Origin of the sequence: Aquicella siphonis (genome assembly GCF_902459485.1) — a bacterium.
Taxonomy (GTDB): Bacteria; Pseudomonadota; Gammaproteobacteria; order DSM-16500; family DSM-16500; genus Aquicella; species Aquicella siphonis.
On the sequence record NZ_LR699119.1, the window covers coordinates 1 to 17,003 of the forward strand.

General features: G+C 49.5%; 19 protein-coding genes. 12 read left to right on the plus strand and 7 right to left on the minus strand.

The window, feature by feature from the left end; all coding sequences use genetic code 11:
* The first annotated feature begins 243 nt into the window (after positions 1–243).
* The 3 genes from AQULUS_RS00005 (at position 244) to folC (ending at position 3,709) form a co-directional block, all read left to right on the plus strand.
* Positions 244–948, plus strand: a complete 705-nt coding sequence (locus tag AQULUS_RS00005; protein WP_148337410.1) for a murein L,D-transpeptidase catalytic domain family protein — start codon at positions 244–246, stop codon at positions 946–948.
* 244 nt (positions 949–1,192) lie between these two features.
* Positions 1,193–2,113 carry a L,D-transpeptidase family protein gene (locus AQULUS_RS00010; RefSeq protein WP_148337412.1) on the plus strand — a complete coding sequence of 307 codons (921 nt, stop codon included), beginning with the start codon at positions 1,193–1,195 and terminating at the stop codon, positions 2,111–2,113.
* Between the two features lie 345 nt (positions 2,114–2,458).
* A complete protein-coding gene (gene folC / locus AQULUS_RS00015) occupies positions 2,459–3,709 on the plus strand; it encodes a bifunctional tetrahydrofolate synthase/dihydrofolate synthase (protein ID WP_172622670.1) in 1,251 nt (416 codons plus the stop codon).
* A gap of 32 nt (positions 3,710–3,741) precedes the next feature.
* Here folC and folP read toward each other — a convergent pair whose 3' ends face one another.
* The 3 genes from folP to AQULUS_RS00030 all read right to left on the minus strand — a co-directional run bounded on the left by folP (position 3,742) and on the right by AQULUS_RS00030 (position 6,502).
* Positions 3,742–5,088, minus strand: coding sequence for a dihydropteroate synthase (gene folP, locus AQULUS_RS00020; protein ID WP_148337416.1), 1,347 nt, complete (start codon positions 5,086–5,088; stop codon positions 3,742–3,744).
* Positions 5,089–5,090: 2 nt separating this feature from the next.
* Positions 5,091–5,471: a dihydroneopterin aldolase gene (locus tag AQULUS_RS00025; RefSeq protein ID WP_148337418.1), complete on the minus strand. Its 381-nt coding sequence runs from the start codon at positions 5,469–5,471 to the stop codon at positions 5,091–5,093.
* Positions 5,472–5,563: 92 nt separating this feature from the next.
* Positions 5,564–6,502, minus strand: coding sequence for a potassium channel beta subunit family protein (locus AQULUS_RS00030; protein ID WP_148337420.1), 939 nt, complete (start codon positions 6,500–6,502; stop codon positions 5,564–5,566).
* A 207-nt stretch (positions 6,503–6,709) separates the two neighbouring features.
* On the opposite strand from AQULUS_RS00030, the gene AQULUS_RS00035 reads away from it, so the two are divergent.
* The 9 genes from AQULUS_RS00035 (at position 6,710) to grxD (ending at position 13,687) form a co-directional block, all read left to right on the plus strand.
* Positions 6,710–7,165 carry an SUF system Fe-S cluster assembly regulator gene (locus AQULUS_RS00035; RefSeq protein ID WP_148337421.1) on the plus strand — a complete coding sequence of 152 codons (456 nt, stop codon included), beginning with the start codon at positions 6,710–6,712 and terminating at the stop codon, positions 7,163–7,165.
* On the plus strand, positions 7,155–8,597 hold the full coding sequence (sufB, locus tag AQULUS_RS00040; protein WP_148337423.1) for a Fe-S cluster assembly protein SufB: 1,443 nt from the start codon (positions 7,155–7,157) through the stop codon (positions 8,595–8,597). Before AQULUS_RS00035 ends, sufB begins: the two co-directional genes overlap by 11 nt.
* A gap of 99 nt (positions 8,598–8,696) precedes the next feature.
* The gene (gene sufC, locus AQULUS_RS00045; protein ID WP_148340224.1) at positions 8,697–9,464 is read left to right on the plus strand and encodes a Fe-S cluster assembly ATPase SufC; all 768 of its coding nucleotides are present in this window, start codon (positions 8,697–8,699) and stop codon (positions 9,462–9,464) included.
* A complete protein-coding gene (gene sufD, locus AQULUS_RS00050) occupies positions 9,461–10,753 on the plus strand; it encodes a Fe-S cluster assembly protein SufD (RefSeq protein ID WP_148337425.1) in 1,293 nt (430 codons plus the stop codon). The genes sufC and sufD overlap by 4 nt, the downstream gene beginning before the upstream one ends.
* On the plus strand, positions 10,750–11,985 hold the full coding sequence (locus AQULUS_RS00055) for an aminotransferase class V-fold PLP-dependent enzyme (protein WP_232051806.1): 1,236 nt from the start codon (positions 10,750–10,752) through the stop codon (positions 11,983–11,985). The genes sufD and AQULUS_RS00055 overlap by 4 nt, the downstream gene beginning before the upstream one ends.
* A complete protein-coding gene (gene sufU / locus AQULUS_RS00060; protein ID WP_148337427.1) occupies positions 11,985–12,425 on the plus strand; it encodes a Fe-S cluster assembly sulfur transfer protein SufU in 441 nt (146 codons plus the stop codon). Before AQULUS_RS00055 ends, sufU begins: the two co-directional genes overlap by 1 nt.
* A 3-nt stretch (positions 12,426–12,428) precedes the next feature.
* Complete coding sequence (locus AQULUS_RS00065) at positions 12,429–12,773, plus strand: HesB/IscA family protein (protein ID WP_148337429.1); 345 nt, start codon at positions 12,429–12,431, stop codon at positions 12,771–12,773.
* A gap of 32 nt (positions 12,774–12,805) precedes the next feature.
* Positions 12,806–13,354: a putative Fe-S cluster assembly protein SufT gene (gene sufT / locus AQULUS_RS00070; protein ID WP_148337431.1), complete on the plus strand. Its 549-nt coding sequence runs from the start codon at positions 12,806–12,808 to the stop codon at positions 13,352–13,354.
* Positions 13,355–13,372: 18 nt separating this feature from the next.
* Positions 13,373–13,687 carry a Grx4 family monothiol glutaredoxin gene (gene grxD / locus AQULUS_RS00075; protein WP_148337433.1) on the plus strand — a complete coding sequence of 105 codons (315 nt, stop codon included), beginning with the start codon at positions 13,373–13,375 and terminating at the stop codon, positions 13,685–13,687.
* Between the two features lie 87 nt (positions 13,688–13,774).
* Here grxD and AQULUS_RS00080 read toward each other — a convergent pair whose 3' ends face one another.
* The 4 genes from AQULUS_RS00080 to tgt form a co-directional block, all read right to left on the minus strand.
* Complete coding sequence (locus tag AQULUS_RS00080) at positions 13,775–14,362, minus strand: hypothetical protein (protein ID WP_148337436.1); 588 nt, start codon at positions 14,360–14,362, stop codon at positions 13,775–13,777.
* Positions 14,363–14,596: 234 nt separating this feature from the next.
* A complete protein-coding gene (locus AQULUS_RS00085) occupies positions 14,597–15,175 on the minus strand; it encodes a hypothetical protein (RefSeq protein ID WP_148337438.1) in 579 nt (192 codons plus the stop codon).
* A 102-nt stretch (positions 15,176–15,277) separates the two neighbouring features.
* The gene (locus AQULUS_RS00090; RefSeq protein ID WP_197737257.1) at positions 15,278–15,724 is read right to left on the minus strand and encodes an MgtC/SapB family protein; all 447 of its coding nucleotides are present in this window, start codon (positions 15,722–15,724) and stop codon (positions 15,278–15,280) included.
* A 111-nt stretch (positions 15,725–15,835) separates the two neighbouring features.
* Entirely contained in the window at positions 15,836–16,990 is a 1,155-nt protein-coding gene (gene tgt / locus AQULUS_RS00095; RefSeq protein ID WP_148337440.1) for a tRNA guanosine(34) transglycosylase Tgt, read from the minus strand.
* Positions 16,991–17,003 lie beyond the last annotated feature (13 nt).

Sequence of the window (17,003 nt, forward strand, 5' to 3'; positions counted from 1 at the left end):
GCAATTCTGCAAACTATACCCGCTTTCTGTTTGAACCGCCATCCTGATACGGTTTTTTATGTTTTTGATCCATATAACAGATTTAACTCCTGCCTGTCAGCGGGGGGCTGAAAAGATTGACACTGTGGTAAAAATGTTTAAAAATGTTCGCTTCGTTCAAAGATTGTTCAAAGGATTGCCTTAGGGGAATCTTTATGAAACAACGACTTAAGACTAACTTTAAACAAAGCTGAGAACATAATAATGAAATTAAAACAGACTATCTTTATATTTGCCCTTTTGGGCTCCTTCGGTTTTAGCTGGCCTTTTTCTTGGTTATTTTCCACCCCTAATACCGCAACGTTTGGCACCAGCGACTGGGTACAAAAAGAAATCCGCTTGCTCAAATCCCAAGCCGGAAATATTGATGACAAAGTCTTGCGCCTTGGCCTGACTGCTTATCTCAATGCCCGCAAACATGGTTATGCAGGAAAGCAGGTCCTGACTGTCATTGATTACTCCAAGCCTTCCACCGAGCGTCGTCTATGGGTCTTTGACCTGAAAAAAAACCGTACCCTGTTTAATACCTGGGTGTCTCACGGCAAAAACAGCGGCGGCGTTAATGCAACCTCTTTTTCCAACAGCCCCGGCAGTCTGAAATCCAGCATTGGCGTCTTTCTTACCGATCAGCCTTATATCGGCAAAAATGGATATTCCCTGCGTCTGCGCGGCCTGGAACGCGGCGTCAATGATTATGCCTATTCACGGGCTATTGTCATTCACGGAGCAGCCTATGCCAACGCGGACAACCTGAGATATTATGGAAAAATTGGCCGCAGCTGGGGATGTCCCGCGGTTGGTTCAAGCCTGGCCAAACCCCTCATCAACACCATCAAGGAAAAATCCGTCGTATTCGCTTATTATCCCGACAGAAAATGGCTTTCACGATCACCATTCCTGTCTGCGTAATACCAGAGGGTATGATTTGACGCGTGTTGGTTTTATTCTGCATATGCGATAATGTGTTTTAACCTGAAACACATTTCGGCAATGCAGACAGTTGAGTGAAATCCATTTCACCCGATGCCGTGTTCAGCGGATTTATTCATTCAACCTGGGAGAATGACGACTCTCCCTGTTGAGTCCGTCGCGCAAGGAAACCGTGACAGTTACGGATATGGAATTTAATCAATGTAATGATTAAGGAATTACCATGAATGTTAAACTAGGAAAGGCGCTATCCGCAGCGATATTATTCGCGTCTACTCAGGCTATCGCCGCATATTATCCCGTGCCCCCTGAAAATCAGTCTATTATCGGACAGATCAAATACAGCTCCGCCGGGTTCGGCGAATCCGTGGTGAAATTATCCCAACACTATGATGTGGGATATAACGCAATGGAAAAAGCCAATCCCCACGTCAATCTGACCAAACCGCTTTCTTACGGCACATCGGTGAAAATTCCCTCTCAGCATTTATTGCCCAATCAACCCCGCGAAGGAATCATTATCAATCTGCCGGAAATGCGCATGTATTATTTTGTGCCTGGCACATCGCAAGTGGCGACTTACCCCATTGGAATCGGCAAGATAGGCAAGACCATTCCCATCACCATGGCTAAAATTACCAAAAAAGCCAAAGATCCTGTCTGGGTGCCGCCAGAAGATATACGCGAATTCAACCTGGCCCAGGGTGTAGTCCTTCCCCAGGTCATGCCGCCGGGCCCGGATAATCCGCTAGGCCCTTATGCTATCTATATGAGTGTACCGACATACCTGATTCACAGTACGATTTTTCCAGAAAGCGTTGGCAAACGCGCCAGTTTCGGGTGTATCCGCATGTATGAATCCGATATCAAGGATTTCTTTCCCACCATTAACAGCGGCATTCCGGTTGCCATTATTAATTCCCCGATTAAAGTCGGCTGGCAAGGCAATCGTCTCTATATTGAAGCGCACCCTCCGCTAGAAGAACATAACGGCGCTTTTGATGCGACCTTACCGGGCACTGTTACCCAAATCAATAACTTGACTAAAAACCAGGATACTTTGATTGACTGGCAGGCTGTGGCTTTCGTGGAAAAAGAACGCGATGGTCTACCGCATGAAATTGGTGTGCGCATTTCTTCTTGATCCCGCCTGTGATTCTTTCTGGAAAACCCGCCCGATGGCGGGTTTTTTTGTCTGACATTTTTTTCATTTATCTCTTAGGGTTTTATTGCCTTGCTGGCGGATTGTTTCCTTTCCAGCCCTCTCATAATTAAAATATATCTTTTATTCTTTTAAAGATGATTCTGGTTATGTAGCAAGGCATTTTCTGTGGATTACCGCTTAAAATTGTATATAATCATATACTTATTTAAATTATAACCTGTGGAAAAGTCGCGTATGAAATTCCGGTTGTCGGGGATAACTTGAAGCGGAATGCAAGCGCTCAAATTATCTGCGTCTTATACACAATTTATCAGAGGGATAACCATGCATTTATCCACAGTATCAGAATGGATGTCTTGGATAGAATCCATACATGCAACAGAAATAGACCTGGGCCTGGAAAGAGTGAAAATGGTGGCGGAAAGACTAGGGGTTTTGACTCCAAAATGTCCCGTGATCATTGTAGGCGGCACTAACGGGAAAGGATCTACGGTCTCCGGACTGGAAGCCATCTATCGCGCTGCGGGTTATCAGACCGGCGCTTTTACCTCGCCGATTCTGTTCCGGCAGAATGAACAAGTACGAATCAATGGCAATCTGGCTAAAGATGAAGAATTTTGCGAAGCATTTGCTAAGGTTGAGTCTGCGCGCGGCGGCATATCGCTTACTCCATTTGAATATTGCACACTCGGGGCATTGTGTATTTTTCAAAATTACCCGCTAGATATCATGATACTGGAAGTGGGTATGGGCGGGCGGCTGGACGCCGTCAACATATTGAATGCGGATGTGGCGGTCGTTGCCAGTGTTGGTATCGATCATATCAGCTGGCTGGGGCATACGCGTGAACTGATAGGCCGTGAAAAAGCCGGTATTTTCCGTGCCGAACGTCCTGCAGTATGCGGTGATTTTGACCCGCCGGTTTCTTTGATAGAAGCTGCGGCTGATTTGCCTGCTCCATTATATTTTCATGGCCGCGATTTTGATTTTGAAGAAACCACAGATCACTGGACATGGACCCATCAAGGAATCCGCTATGAATCACTGCCTTTGAATTCCCTTTCAACACAGAACATGTCAGTGGTACTGATGGTCATTACATTATTACAGGCGAAACTGCCCGTTAAACGTGAAGCCATTGACAAGGGCTTGAAGGAGGTCACGCTGCCGGGGCGTATACAAATTATTGCGGATGATGTGACGGAAATATTTGATGTGTCGCATAATCCCGATGCTGTCGCTTTTCTCAAGCAAAAGCTGGATACCATGATGTGCACCGGACGGACGCTGGCAGTATTTTCGATGCTGTCGGATAAGGATATCATCGGCAGCCTGACGGTTATAAAGGACAGGATTGATGAATGGTATGCGGCATCGTTGCAGACCAAAAGAAGTTCGACCATGGAACTGCTGGAAGAATCATTTGCTGCGGCTGAAATCAGCCAGGTCAGGTTTTTCTCTACCTTGGCCGAGGCTTATCAAGCAGCCATTCAAAGCGCCCGCATGGGTGATCGTGTCATTGTTTTTGGTTCCTTTCATGCTGTCGCTGAGGCCTGGCGGGCGAGAAAAGAATGAAAATTTCCGTTTGGGAGTATAAACAGAAATAATTATGCCAGGGTTTCCAGGGCGCCTGAAACCCTGAGGCCGCGAGCGCAGATTTCAACATTATGCACCCGGATATAATCGACGGCGTGGCGGGCCAGAAAAAGCGACATGACCATGGTTTCGATATCGCGGTCTGCGAATGGCATGCCGGATAGCAGAGAGAGAAAAGTCTTGCGTGAATGTCCTACCAGGACGCGAGTGCCCAACGAGGCAAACACATGGATATTTTTTAACAGGATCAGGGATTGTTCCGCCATTTTCCCAAATCCGATGCCGGGATCAAAAATAACCCTGTCCCGGGTAATTCCTTGTTTTTCCAGCTCATGCAGGCGTTTAACACCCCATTCATAAACAGCCTTGACCGGATCTTGATGCCGGGGCAAGACATGATTCCGCCTTTCAGGAATACTCATGTGATGCATGACCACACATTCCGCAGCGGATCCCGCAAGTATCTCCCGCATGCCGGGATCGTCCAGTCCGGAAACATCATTGATCCAGTCAGCCCCCATCAAAAGCGCTTGTTCAGCGACGCGGCTGTGACGGGTATCGACACTGATTTTTGGAGAAAGCATCCATGAAGAGCGTGCGTCCCGGATCGCCGACATCACCGGCTCAAGTCGTTTCCACTCGGTGTCCGCATCCAGCGGCGCAGCGGATGGCGCTGTCGACTCCGCGCCTATATCAATAATTTCAGCACCGGCATTTACAAGATGGATAATCTGTTGTAATGCTTTTTCGGGTTCAAGGAATTTGCCGCCGTCGGAGAATGAATCAGGGGTGATATTCACGATGCCGACCAGACGGGAAGTATCCACACGCTGGTTGATCTGGCGGGTATGAAAGGGGGCGTTTCCCGAAAAGCGGGAACCCCACGCTTCCACCATCTGGGCGGCGGTTTTTCCCTGGTTTGCGCCCGAGAGAGGAAACTTCCACATGGGGGCTACGTCTGCAAGAGGCCATAAAGCGAAGGGTCTTTCCTGCAGAGACGCGTGTGGAACGGTCAACGGTTCGCTCTGAATAACAACGTCGTTCCACGCGAGAATATCAATATCAATGATGCGTGGGCCCCAGTGACGCACTTCAGGTTTACGGCCAATTGACCATTCGATATTTTTTAACTGTTTGAGTAATTCCACAGGGTTGAGTGATGATTGACAGCGCATGGCCAGATTGAGATAGGGCATGTCCCATTCCGCCGGCGCGTTTTCCGGCATCAGGGCATCGGAAATATAAACCGGAGAAACCTGCTTCACCGTGAAATCGGGAATGCTTTTGATTGCCTGCAAGGCATTGCGCAGGTTTAAAAGGCGGTCACCCATATTGGAACCCAGGCCGAGAATGATCATGGTTATGCCTCGTCACCATAATCAAAGGTTACTCCGCCCATTAGCCCTTCAATTTTCGGGAATTTGGTGAGGCGTATTTTTAATCGGCATGGCCTGGGGAGGCGTGTCTTGGCAGAACGATATATGTCTGCGCTTAAATGTTCAACCAGCCGATATTTTTTATGCGCGATGGCATGCCGTATGTGTTCAATCAGAGTGGCGTAACACACGGTATCATCGAGTTCGTCCGTCTCGCATGCTGCCGGCGGCGCAGCGGGAAACCGGATGATCAAGTCCAGTAAAACGGGTTGTTCCTGTTTCCGTTCCTTGTCCCTCCAGCCAAGATTAACATTCAATTCAAGACCGCGAACGGACAAGGTGGTGTACAATTTTTTATTTGGCATATCGCCTCGTTTGTTTAATTCTGGAATTCTGCTTGTCGCCGCGTCGCGATTCCACAGGATGGATGCAAGTGAAACCCATCCTGTCCGTCATATTATTTCATGATGGCATCAATTTTTTTCATCACTTCCGGCGTCAGCTTGGGTTTTACTTCTATCGCTCCCATATTTTCAGTCAATTGCTCCATTTTTGTCGCGCCAGTGATGACGGTACTGACATTCGGATTATGGAGACACCAGGCGATGGATAATTGGGAAAGCGTGCAGCCCAGATCTTGTGCCAGTACGCCCAGCTTTTTGGTTTTTTCAACCAGCTGCATGAAGTTGTCCGGAACCAGCCAGCCTTCTTTGGCAAGACGGCTGTCGCTGGGTATGCCAAGATTGTATTTACCGGAAAGAATCCCGGACGCGAGCGGACTCCAGGTTGTTGTTCCCAAGCCGTATTTTTCAAAAAGCCTGACATAATCCTTTTCCAGATGGTCACGGAAAAAGAGATTATATTTGGGCTGTTCCATGCTGGGCTTGATACAGTTCAGACGCTCTGCCGCCTGAAAGGCGGCTTCAATCTGGTCGGCGCTCCACTCCGAGGTGCCCCAATAAAACGCGAAACCGCCGCGTACAAGATAATCCATGGCCAGCACGGTTTCTTCTATGGGAGTGTTCGGATCCGGGCGATGGCAGAAGAGCAGGTCTACATAATCCAGCTGGAGTCTGCGCAAGGAATTTTTTGTTCCTTCCAGCAGATGCTTGCGCGACAAGCCGGTATCGTTCGGACCATTGCCGCCCCAGAAAATTTTGGTGGAGATGACCAGGTCTTCACGATGGAATTCCTTTAAGGCCTTGCCCATCAGGATTTCAGCTTCGCCATGCGCGTAAGCTTCGGCGTTATCGAAAAAATTGATGCCGCGGTCATAAGCGGCATGCATCAATGTCTTGATTTCATTCAGGCCAATCTGTTTTCCGAATGTAATCCAGGAACCCAGTGAGATTTCGCTAATCCTGATGCCAGCCTTGCCGAGTCTGTTATATTGCATGTCACGAGATCCTCTCAAAAGTCTGCGGCCATTCTAGCATTCGATACGGCCTGGGTAAAAGACTGGCATTGGGAGAGCGGCGCTTGCCTGCCAGTGATTCCAGCTTGTATGAATCAGTACAAACATGGTACTGTATCGCCAGATTTGTAAGGGCGGGGTCACGCCATCGCCTTTACCTGACAGAACAAATAAAACCGGTCAATCCCCATGCTTCGTATCGGAAAGTTAACTGACTATGCCATGCTCATCATGAGCCAGATGGCGAAAGACCCAGGCACTATATTAAGCGCCGCTTTTCTGGCGGAAACGCTGCATCTTACCCCGCCAACAGTGAGTAAAGTCTTGAAAATGCTGTCCGACGCCTGCCTCGTGAATTCCCTGCGCGGCGCGGAAGGCGGTTATCGTCTGGCGCGGCCCGCGGCGGAGATTTCTGTGGCGGATGTCATCGCCGCCATGGAAGGAGAATTGGCCATGACGGAATGTTGTGAAAGCAGCGGATTATGCGCGATCGATTCCCTCTGCGCCATGCGAGAAAACTGGCGAAAAATCAATAAAATGGTCCATGCGTTGCTGTCCAGATTTACTATACTTGATATGACGGGACCATTATTTATCAAAAACATTACTGAATACACGAGCGCAGGGTTGTCCGATGGCAAATAAGCTCATAAAAGAAGTGGTAAATCAGCAGTATCCATATGGTTTTGTGACCCAGATAGAATCAGACACCATTCCGCCGGGTTTGACGGAAGATATTATTCGTTTGATATCCGCCAAGAAAAACGAGCCCGCTTTCATGCTGGAATGGCGCATGAACGCATTCCGGCACTGGCAAACGCTGTCGCCGCCAACGTGGGCGCATGTGCATTATCAACCCATTGATTACCAGGATATTATTTATTATTCCGCCCCTAAATCAGCCGAATCGGGTCCCAAAAGCCTGGATGAAGTGGATCCCAAGCTTTTGGAAACCTATAAAAAGCTGGGAATTCCACTGCACGAACAAAGCCGGCTGGCCGGCGTCGCGGTGGATGCCGTATTCGATAGTATTTCCGTGGCAACCACTTTCAAAGCCAGACTAGCTGAAGCCGGAGTCATTTTTTGTCCTTTTTCCGAAGCCGTGCTGAAATACCCTGAACTGGTGGAAAAATACCTGGGTACAGTGGTTCCTTACCGGGATAATTTTTTCGCCGCGCTCAATTCCGCGGTGTTTAGCGACGGTTCCTTTGTATTTGTTCCCAAGGGCGTGCGCTGCCCCATGGAGTTGTCCACTTATTTCCGCATCAACACCGCGAAAAGCGGCCAGTTTGAACGTACGCTGATTATCGCGGAAGAAGGCAGTTATGTCAGTTATCTGGAAGGTTGTACCGCGCCTATGCGCGATGAAAATCAGTTGCATGCTGCCGTGGTGGAATTAATCGCGCTGGATAACGCGCAAATTAAATATTCCACGGTGCAGAACTGGTATCCCGGCGATGAAGAAGGTCGCGGCGGCATTTTTAATTTTGTCACCAAACGCGGGCATTGCCGCGGCGTCAACTCAAAGATTTCCTGGACCCAGATTGAGACGGGCTCCGCGATTACCTGGAAATATCCCAGCGTGATACTGCAAGGGGATAATTCCATAGGTGAATTCTATTCGGTCGCCCTGACTAACCATTGCCAACAGGCTGACACCGGCACCAAAATGATTCACATGGGTAAAAATACCCGCAGCACCATTATCTCGAAAGGCATTGCCGCCGGCCGCGGCCAAAACACATATCGCGGACTGGTGCGCATGCTGCCTGGCGCCGCGAATGCCAGGAATTATACCCAGTGTGACTCCCTGCTGCTGAGTTCCACGTGCGGCGCGCATACCTTTCCTTACATAGAAGTAAAAAACCCCAGCGCGCGCGTAGAGCATGAAGCGTCCACTTCCAGGATTGGCGAAGACCAACTATTTTATTGCCGTCAGCGCGGACTGAAAACAGAAGACGCGATCAACATGATAGTCAATGGTTTTTGCAAACAGGTATTCAAGGAATTGCCCATGGAATTTGCTGTTGAAGCGCAAAAGCTGCTGGAAGTCAGCCTGGAAGGAAGCGTTGGCTGAAGCGGATAATTCATGCGTGGCGAGGGATTCCGTGCGCTTTTAAACATGCTCAGGGAAGATTACTCACATTATTTAAGTTATTTAAGACAGGCTAGAGAAATGTTACAGATAAAAAACTTGCAAGTGACCATTCAAGATGAAAAGCAAAATCTCAAGACGATCTTGCGCGGCGTGGATTTGTCCATCAAGCCGGGTGAAGTACACGCGATCATGGGCCCTAACGGTTCGGGAAAAAGCACGCTCGCGAATGTGCTTGCAGGACGGGAAGACTATCAGGTGACTGGCGGCAGCGTGACTCTCAATGACGAGGATTTATTGTCGCTTGAGCCGGAAGAGCGCGCAGCCAGGGGTTTATTTCTCGCGTTTCAGTATCCGACGGAAATACCCGGCGTGAATAACATGTATTTTTTGCGCACGGCGCTTAATGAATCCCGCAAACGCAATAATCTTCCGCCGCTGGATGCCGCTGATTTTTTAATGCTGGTCAAAGCCAGGCTTAAGGAAGTCGGACTGGATGAAACGTTTATGCATCGCGCGGTCAACGAGGGATTTTCCGGGGGTGAAAAAAAACGCAACGAAGTGCTGCAAATGATGATGCTGGAACCGGGTTTTCTGATTCTCGATGAAACCGATTCCGGGCTGGACATAGACGCGCTGCAAATGGTGGGCCGTTGTGTCAACAGCTTGCGTAACGCCAACCGCATGATTCTGGTCGTGACGCACTATCAGCGCCTGCTGGACTATATCCAGCCTGATGTGGTGCATGTGATGGCCAATGGCAGAATTCTCAAATCCGGTGACAAGTCTCTGGCGCATGAGCTTGAAAACAAGGGCTACGGCTGGCTTGAAAGCGAGATTAAATCATGAATGTGACGGCTACAATTCCGACATGGCTGCAGAAAGACAAGACGGTCGATTCCCTGGCTCACGCGCCAGAGTGGCTTAATGATTTCCGTCAGCGCCATTGGAATGCGTTTCTTAAAAACGGATTGCCCACACGCAAGGACGAACGCTGGAAATATACGGATCTGGGTTTTTTGTCGCAACAACATTACTCAACCGCCCGTCGAATAGAGCCATCCCGATTGACGGACGTGATCCATCAACACCGGCTTCAGCGCTGCGAAAGCATTATGCTGGTGCTGGTGAACGGTTACTTCATGAGTGAATTGTCTGATCTCTCCAGGCTGCCCGCGAATGTGATTGCCTGCAGCGTGGCGGAAGCGCTGATAAAACAGGCGGAACAGGCGCAAACCGCCTTGTCACGGACGATTGACGCGCAAAAATATCCTTTTGCAGCGCTGAATGCGGCCATGTTTGTCGACGGACTGTTTTTATCCGTGCCGGAGGATTGCGAACTGGATGTTCCGGTGCATTTGCTTTCTCTGGTTATAGGCGAGGATAACCTCATCGCCCACCCGCACCATCTGATAGCCTTGGGCAAGAATAGCCGGTTGACGCTGGTGGAAGAATATTTTTCCCTGTCCAGCCAGGCTTACATGATGAATGTCGTCACTTCCGTCACGCTGGACGAACACGCCAGGCTGCAGCATATCAAAATCCAGCAGGAAGGCAGGCAGGCTGTTCACATGGCGAATAGTTTTGTGAATCAGAAAAAAGACAGCCATGCTTCATTCGTGAATTTTTCCACAGGCGGCACGTTTGCGCGTGATGATCTGGTGATAGGGCTGCGTGAACCCGGAGCTGACTGCCATACCGGAGGATTTTACCGGCTGCGGCATGAAAACCAGTATATCGACAATCATGTGGACATTGACCATGCCGCCCAGCGCAGCAATAGTGAAATGCTGTACAAGGGCATAATTGATGCCAGGGCGCGAGCGGTATTTAACGGCAGGCTTCATGTCGAGAGAAACGCGCAGAAAATACTTGCCTATCAAGCCAATCATAATTTGCTTCTCTCGCGGGAAGCGGAAGTCTATTCCAAGCCTGAACTGGAAATTTATGCGGACGATGTGAAATGCAAACACGGCGCCACGACCGGCCAGCTGGATCACGAGGCACTTTTCTATCTGCGTTCGCGCGGCATAGACAGGGAGACGGCCGTGAACATGCTGTTGAGCGGATTCGCCGACGAAATCATTCAGCGTGTCGAACATCCGGGCATACGCTTGCGCGTGCAGGAGGCCATATGAACATGAAAACCCTCACGACGGATTTCACCGTGTTTCGCCGTGACTTTCCCGTGTTACAGGAAACAAACCGCGGCAGGCCGGTGATCTATCTGGACAGCGCCGCTTCGGCGCAAAAACCGCGGCAAGTGGTGGACGCGGTATCGAATTTTTATTTTCACGATTACGCCAATATTCATCGCGGCATCTATGAATTAAGCGAGCGCGCGACGCGTCTGTATGAACAGGCGCGCGACCGGGTAAAAAATTTTATTCATGCGGCCCATGCGGAAGAGATTGTTTTTGTGCGCGGCACTACTGAAGGTATCAATCTCGTTGCGCAAAGTTTCGGGCGTCCGCGCTGGCAGGCGGGTGATGAAGTGATACTTAGCACGATGGAGCATCATTCCAACATCGTGCCATGGTATTTGCTGAAGGAGCAGCTGGGCATCGTCCTCAAGGTGATACCGGTCACGGACGAGGGAGCCATGGACATAGAAGCCTATGAAAAATTATTTTCACCGCGCACGAGAATGGTGGCTGTCACTCATGCCTCCAATGTTCTTGGGACCGTCAATCCGGTCAAGGAAATGGCATCCATTGCCCATGCCCATCAGGTGCCCGTGTTGATAGACGGAGCGCAAGCGGTGCCGCATATGCCCGTGGATGTTCAGGACATTGACTGCGATTTTTACGTTTTTTCAGGCCACAAACTGTATGGCCCGACCGGCATCGGCATTTTGTATGGTAAAAAAGCCTTGCTGGATGCCATGCCTCCTTATCAAGGCGGCGGCGACATGATAGAGACGGTCGCATTTTCAAAAGTCACTTTTGCAAAAACGCCGCAAAAATTTGAAGCGGGGACACCAGACATCGCTGGCGTCATCGGACTCGCGGCAGCGATAGATTATGTCCAGTCTGCAGGCATGCAGCAAATCTATTCGCATGAGCAAATCCTGCTACAGTACGCGGAACCCCGTTTACTCGCAGTGCCGGGGCTGCGCATCATCGGCACAACAAAGCCCAAGGTGGGTGTGATTTCCTTTGTTATGCAGGATATCCACCCGCATGATATCGGCACCGTCCTCGACCATGAGGGAATTGCGGTGCGCGCCGGGCACCATTGCGCCATGCCGTTGATGGAACGATTCAGGATTCCCGCCACGGTGCGGGCTTCTTTTGGAATTTATAATGATGAAAATGATGTGGACGCGTTGATGGCGGCCCTTCATCTGGCGAAGAGGTTATTCGGGTAATGTCACTGCGCGATTTATATCAGGAAATCATTGTTGATCACGGCAAACAGCCGCGTAATTTTGGGCGGCTTGCGAATGCGAACCATTGTCAGGCTGGCCACAACCCCTTATGCGGCGACCGCCTGACTCTTTACGTTGTCGAACACAACGGCAGGGTTGAAGATGTGCATTTTGAGGGAGCTGGCTGCGCCATTTCCGTGGCGTCCGCCTCCTTGATGACGGAAGCGGTAAAAGGAAAATCAATGGATGAAATCAATCAGTTGTTTGAGCTGTTTCATCAGCTGGTGACCGAAGGCGGGGAACCGCGCGGAAATGTCGGCAAGCTTGCGGCATTCAGCGGCGTGGCCGAGTTTCCCGTGCGCGTCAAATGCGCCACACTTGCCTGGCATACGCTTAAAGCCGCGCTGGCGAATGATCCTGATCCTGTTACGACGGAGTAAAATATGAATCTTGATATCACATTGACCGAAGCAGCCCGTGACTATATCAAAAAAATGCTGGAACAAAAGCATGGCGCGGTATTTCGTTTGTCCGTGAAAAAAACCGGCTGTTCCGGCTATTCCTACTTTCCGTCTCTTGTTGACCATGCCAATCCCGCTGACCGCGCAATCGAAACGCCGGAAGGTTTCAAAGTCTATATCGATACGGCATGGCTTGATCTTTTGCAAGGCTTGCGCATCGATTATGTGGAAGAAAATAAAACGGGATTAAAACAAAAGCGCCTGGTTTTCACGAATCCGAATGAATCCAGCCGCTGCGGATGCGGCGAGAGTTTTCATGTCGAATAACTATCCTCTATCTTGAAAAGAGGAGCGGAGTAATGAATAAAGTGTTCCGAGAAACAGCGGTAGAAGTCCGGCGTGAAGTTGAAGCGACACTGATTCCATCCGGAACCAAAGTGATGCTGCAGCCGGGCACACAAGTGTATGTGACACAGGCGCTGGGTAATTCATACACGGTTTATGTGAATGGAAATCTGGTGCGTATCGCTGGCAAAGAAGGTGACGCGCTGGGTCTGGTGATTCTGGACCAGCCTGACATCAATGAAATGGAAGGCAGTGTGGAAGACAAGGTCTGGCTGCAATTGAAGACTTGTTTTGATCCTGAAATACCGGTCAACATTGTTGACCTTGGACTGGTTTACGCATGTGAAGTCATTCCGGTGGGCATGAATGAATTTCAGGTACAAATCGTGATGACACTGACCGCGCCCGCTTGCGGCATGGGCCCGGTACTGGTAGGCGAAGTTGAGGAAAAAACCCGCCAGATCAAAGGCGTGAAAGATGTCAAAGTGGAGCTGGTATTTGATCCGCCCTGGGACAGAAGCATGATGACAGACGAAGCCAAGTTACAATTGGGGTTGCTATAATTGAAAGAGGAAAGATCAATGAACGTTCAAGACAAAATCAAACAGCAGATTGCTGACAACACAATTATCCTTTACATGAAGGGCAATGCAGAGCTGCCCATGTGCGGTTTTTCTGCCCGCGCCGTCAATATTCTGAAATCCTGCGGCGCGCGTTTCGCCACAGTGGATGTTTTGCAGGATGATGAAATACGCAGCGGTATCAAAGTGTATTCCAATTGGCCCACCATTCCTCAACTCTATGTCAAAGGCGAGTTTGTGGGCGGCAGTGACATCATGTCTGAAATGTATGAAACGGGAGAATTACAGCAATTGATTAAAAATGCGCAAGGCTGATACTTGGGGAGTCCGTCTCTTGCCTGCGAAGGAGAAGAGACGGAAGTCTTATCAAGCAGCTAGTGTCAATATACTTCAGCGAGCCGGCTACAATGTCTTTCTGCTGCCTGAGTTGTCAAGCAAGGGCGAGCGATCATCAATCCTTGCTCTGGGCATGCAGCAGCAAAATAGTGAAAACAACGAAAATCCGCTGTCGGGAAGAGGTCTTGCCTGTTCCGCGGCAGTTCCGCTGGCCGCTTTTCTTCTTGCCCGCATATGCAGGGCTTCACTTTCCAGCGCTTTGATCTCTTTGTCTATCTGGCTTGCGCTGTCCATGTCGCCATTATACGTCCCCAGTTTTTTTTGAACCGACTCAATTTTTTTGTCAAATGGCCGGGGTGTGCCAATCCCGGATCCAAATTCTTCATGCAGTGCGGAGATTCTGGTGCTGCGGCCTACAATAAAGAGATATCGATCGGTTTTATCCGAGAGTGATTTCATCTGATCGTTAATATCGACATACTCGAGCGGATTGCCGTTATATCCGGAGATTTTCAGTTTGAGACGTTCGGATTGGGTGATTAGCGTTCGCTGCATGCCCGCTTCATCGACTTTATCAATTTTCGCGCGTATTTGGGACAGGTCTTTTAGCCAGGATTCTTTCATGGCGGAATAATTTGAACGGGTGGAATGCATGCTCAATGTTCCCTATTTAGATATCGAAAATCCAAGAATACGAAATGTTGCTTAACAGAATATTAATGCCGGCGCAGCGGAGTCAGGTCTTGATCATCGTAGCGAGGAGCGGCACGCCCTTCGAGCCTCAGGGCGAACGAACGGACTTAAAGTCCTGCGTTCGCGGTGCCGCGTCTCTGGCCATGCGTTGATGAAAGCGATGCTGACCCGCGCAACGGGTGTGGCAGCGCATCATCACATGTGATGTCTGATCAAAGGCTGATGTTCATCATCATCGGCATCATTGCCGCCGCAACAGGGGAAGCACGAAAAGAAACCGCCGCGTTTTTTTGCGGGCTGTGTTTGGCGAGGTTTGAAAGCGTCATGAGTCAACTCTTGCAGATCAGCGGCCTTTTTATGCAAATCATTCATATTTTCGCTGTGATCCATGACTTCTTGTATGTTGCCAAGCAGCTGCTCTTTTTTCTTTTCCACAGCCTGATATCTCAAGCCTAATACCATTTCATCCAGTTCCTTGATTTCCCGTACGATGGCGGCGCGTTCAGCAGATGTTTGAATGAGGATTCGAATGGCTGCTATCTTGTCCAGCGCAGGTTGTTTCAGCGTCATGTCCAGAGTCATTTCGCTGATGCCTTGTTGAATACTATCCAGTTTTAAGAGTTGGGGGTTGGGAGTGGCGCTTTCGCCGGAATCAACAGGAGTGCCGATCACCGCGACCCTGGTGTGAGCTTTCTTGCTTTTTTTATCTTTCTTCTCGGTCTTGTCCTTATGATCCGCTGATTCTTTATCATGTTTCTTATGCCTTCCGAACATTTTTTGTCACTCCTCAAGATTGAAAATAAAGTGCTAACGATACGAGATATTGCTTAAGGTTATCTTAAGACAAAATCAAACGTGTTCAAAATAAAAACGTATTTACTTGGAGGATATTTTTTTCCACCAGGCCATGCGCGGTAGGTAAAGGAGTAGAAATATCAGTATGGATGTCAGCACGGAAGTCAGATACATGCCCACGGCGACAGAAAGGCCTACCGCGGCGGTCGCCCATAATGTGGCGGCCGTGGTCAGGCCGGTGACATAATCACCCTGGCGAAAAATAATGCCGCCGCCCAAAAAGCCTATGCCGGTGACCACTTGCGCAGCGACGCGTGAGGGGTCGTCTAGCGCGATATACAAGCCGACAATGCCAAACGCGCACGCGCCCATGGAGATTGCGCCATAGGTGCGAATGCCTGCAGAAATGATATTGCGATGTCTCTCGCGCTCCCAGCCAATCACACAACCGAGCAAACAGGCGAAAATGATGCGGAAAAACATTTCGAGGTCAGTAATCAGAGTGGGGTGGGAAATCGGTATTGTCATCAGTCTTCTTCCATGCGACTTTTTAATGCTACACAGTTTTGAAATAGGGGTCTAGTGTTGTTTGGCGGCCGTGCGGGGTTCCGGTTGCTTAACCAATTATTAACTGGCGTATCAGCTGGCAAGAATCAGATCGCGCATGCGGCGGCAGACTTTCTGCATCACGTGAATATTGTGAATGCTGGAGAGATGAAAATACGCGATCAATCCTTCCTTGAAAAGATAATGCAGGTAAGCGCGGGAAAAATGCCCGCAAGTGTAACAGTCACAGCCTGGCATGACGGGAGAAGTATCCCGGGCGTATTGGCTTTTCTTGATAAGGATTCTGCTCTGGCCGTTTTCACCTTCGAACGACAGCCAGCCGTCGCGCTCAACAATGCTTCCGCAGTATAACGTTCCATGCCGCGCATTGCGCGTGGGCGCAACACAATCAAAAATATCGATGCCTTTCGCGACCACATCAATCAAATCCTGGGGATGAAGACCGACACCCATGGTGTAGCGCACTTTGTCATCTGGCAGCATGGGCCGCACCCAATCGATTATTTCACATGTTTTTGGCATGTCAAAACCGATGACTTCACCTCCGATAGCGAGCCCGTCCAGTTCCTGGCTCAAGACAAATTCAGTGCTTTGTTCGCGCAAATCGCGAAAACTTCCGCCTTGAATGATGCCGAACAAGGCTTGCCTGAATCCATACGCCGAATGCGGATTTTTTAACTGTTCTTCTTTGGAGAGAACCAGCCAGCGATGCGTTCTGTCCAGTGCGGCGAGCGCAGCTTCGCGTCCGCCGGTTTCAGGGGTGCATTGATCAAATGCCATGATGATGTCAGCGCCTATGATTTTTTGCGCCTGAATGGAGGTTTGTGAATTCAGATGCAGGATTTTACCTGTTATGGGATGTTTAAAGTGCGCCCCATGATCATCTATAATACAAATCGTGCCTTTTTTTGATAAGCTTAAAACCTGAAATCCGCCGCTGTCTGTCAACATGGCTTTATGCCAGCCCATAAATTGATGCATGCCGCCAACTGCTTCAATGGTTTCCATCCCCGGAGTACAGAGCATGTGGTAGGTATTTCCACCCAGAATAATTTCGCTTCCGGTCAGATCCAAATCTGCCGGTGTCAGGTAATTCAGCATCGCCCGGGTCCCGACAGGCATGAAAGCCGGGGTGAGTACTTCGCCGTGGGGCGTCACCATGCGCATTACCCTGGCAGGCAGGGAAGCGTGTTTTTTGACTACTTCGGAATGAAATATATTGGACATGGAGCGGCATTAT

What these genes read in the sequence shown, in the direction of transcription:
- sufT (WP_148337431.1), top strand. Translation starts at nt 12,806, where the DNA reads ATGAATAAAGTGTTCCGAGAAACAGCGGTAGAAGTCCGGCGTGAAGTT.
- AQULUS_RS00055 (WP_232051806.1), top strand. Translation starts at nt 10,750, where the DNA reads ATGAACATGAAAACCCTCACGACGGATTTCACCGTGTTTCGCCGTGAC.
- sufU (WP_148337427.1), top strand. Translation starts at nt 11,985, where the DNA reads ATGTCACTGCGCGATTTATATCAGGAAATCATTGTTGATCACGGCAAA.
- tgt (WP_148337440.1), bottom strand. Translation starts at nt 16,990, where the DNA reads ATGTCCAATATATTTCATTCCGAAGTAGTCAAAAAACACGCTTCCCTG.
- AQULUS_RS00005 (WP_148337410.1), top strand. Translation starts at nt 244, where the DNA reads ATGAAATTAAAACAGACTATCTTTATATTTGCCCTTTTGGGCTCCTTC.
- folP (WP_148337416.1), bottom strand. Translation starts at nt 5,088, where the DNA reads ATGATCATTCTCGGCCTGGGTTCCAATATGGGTGACCGCCTTTTAAAC.
- AQULUS_RS00085 (WP_148337438.1), bottom strand. Translation starts at nt 15,175, where the DNA reads ATGTTCGGAAGGCATAAGAAACATGATAAAGAATCAGCGGATCATAAG.
- AQULUS_RS00065 (WP_148337429.1), top strand. Translation starts at nt 12,429, where the DNA reads ATGAATCTTGATATCACATTGACCGAAGCAGCCCGTGACTATATCAAA.
- sufB (WP_148337423.1), top strand. Translation starts at nt 7,155, where the DNA reads ATGGCAAATAAGCTCATAAAAGAAGTGGTAAATCAGCAGTATCCATAT.
- sufC (WP_148340224.1), top strand. Translation starts at nt 8,697, where the DNA reads ATGTTACAGATAAAAAACTTGCAAGTGACCATTCAAGATGAAAAGCAA.
- grxD (WP_148337433.1), top strand. Translation starts at nt 13,373, where the DNA reads ATGAACGTTCAAGACAAAATCAAACAGCAGATTGCTGACAACACAATT.
- AQULUS_RS00010 (WP_148337412.1), top strand. Translation starts at nt 1,193, where the DNA reads ATGAATGTTAAACTAGGAAAGGCGCTATCCGCAGCGATATTATTCGCG.
- AQULUS_RS00030 (WP_148337420.1), bottom strand. Translation starts at nt 6,502, where the DNA reads ATGCAATATAACAGACTCGGCAAGGCTGGCATCAGGATTAGCGAAATC.
- AQULUS_RS00090 (WP_197737257.1), bottom strand. Translation starts at nt 15,724, where the DNA reads ATGACAATACCGATTTCCCACCCCACTCTGATTACTGACCTCGAAATG.
- folC (WP_172622670.1), top strand. Translation starts at nt 2,459, where the DNA reads ATGCATTTATCCACAGTATCAGAATGGATGTCTTGGATAGAATCCATA.
- AQULUS_RS00035 (WP_148337421.1), top strand. Translation starts at nt 6,710, where the DNA reads ATGCTTCGTATCGGAAAGTTAACTGACTATGCCATGCTCATCATGAGC.
- AQULUS_RS00025 (WP_148337418.1), bottom strand. Translation starts at nt 5,471, where the DNA reads ATGCCAAATAAAAAATTGTACACCACCTTGTCCGTTCGCGGTCTTGAA.
- sufD (WP_148337425.1), top strand. Translation starts at nt 9,461, where the DNA reads ATGAATGTGACGGCTACAATTCCGACATGGCTGCAGAAAGACAAGACG.
- AQULUS_RS00080 (WP_148337436.1), bottom strand. Translation starts at nt 14,362, where the DNA reads ATGCATTCCACCCGTTCAAATTATTCCGCCATGAAAGAATCCTGGCTA.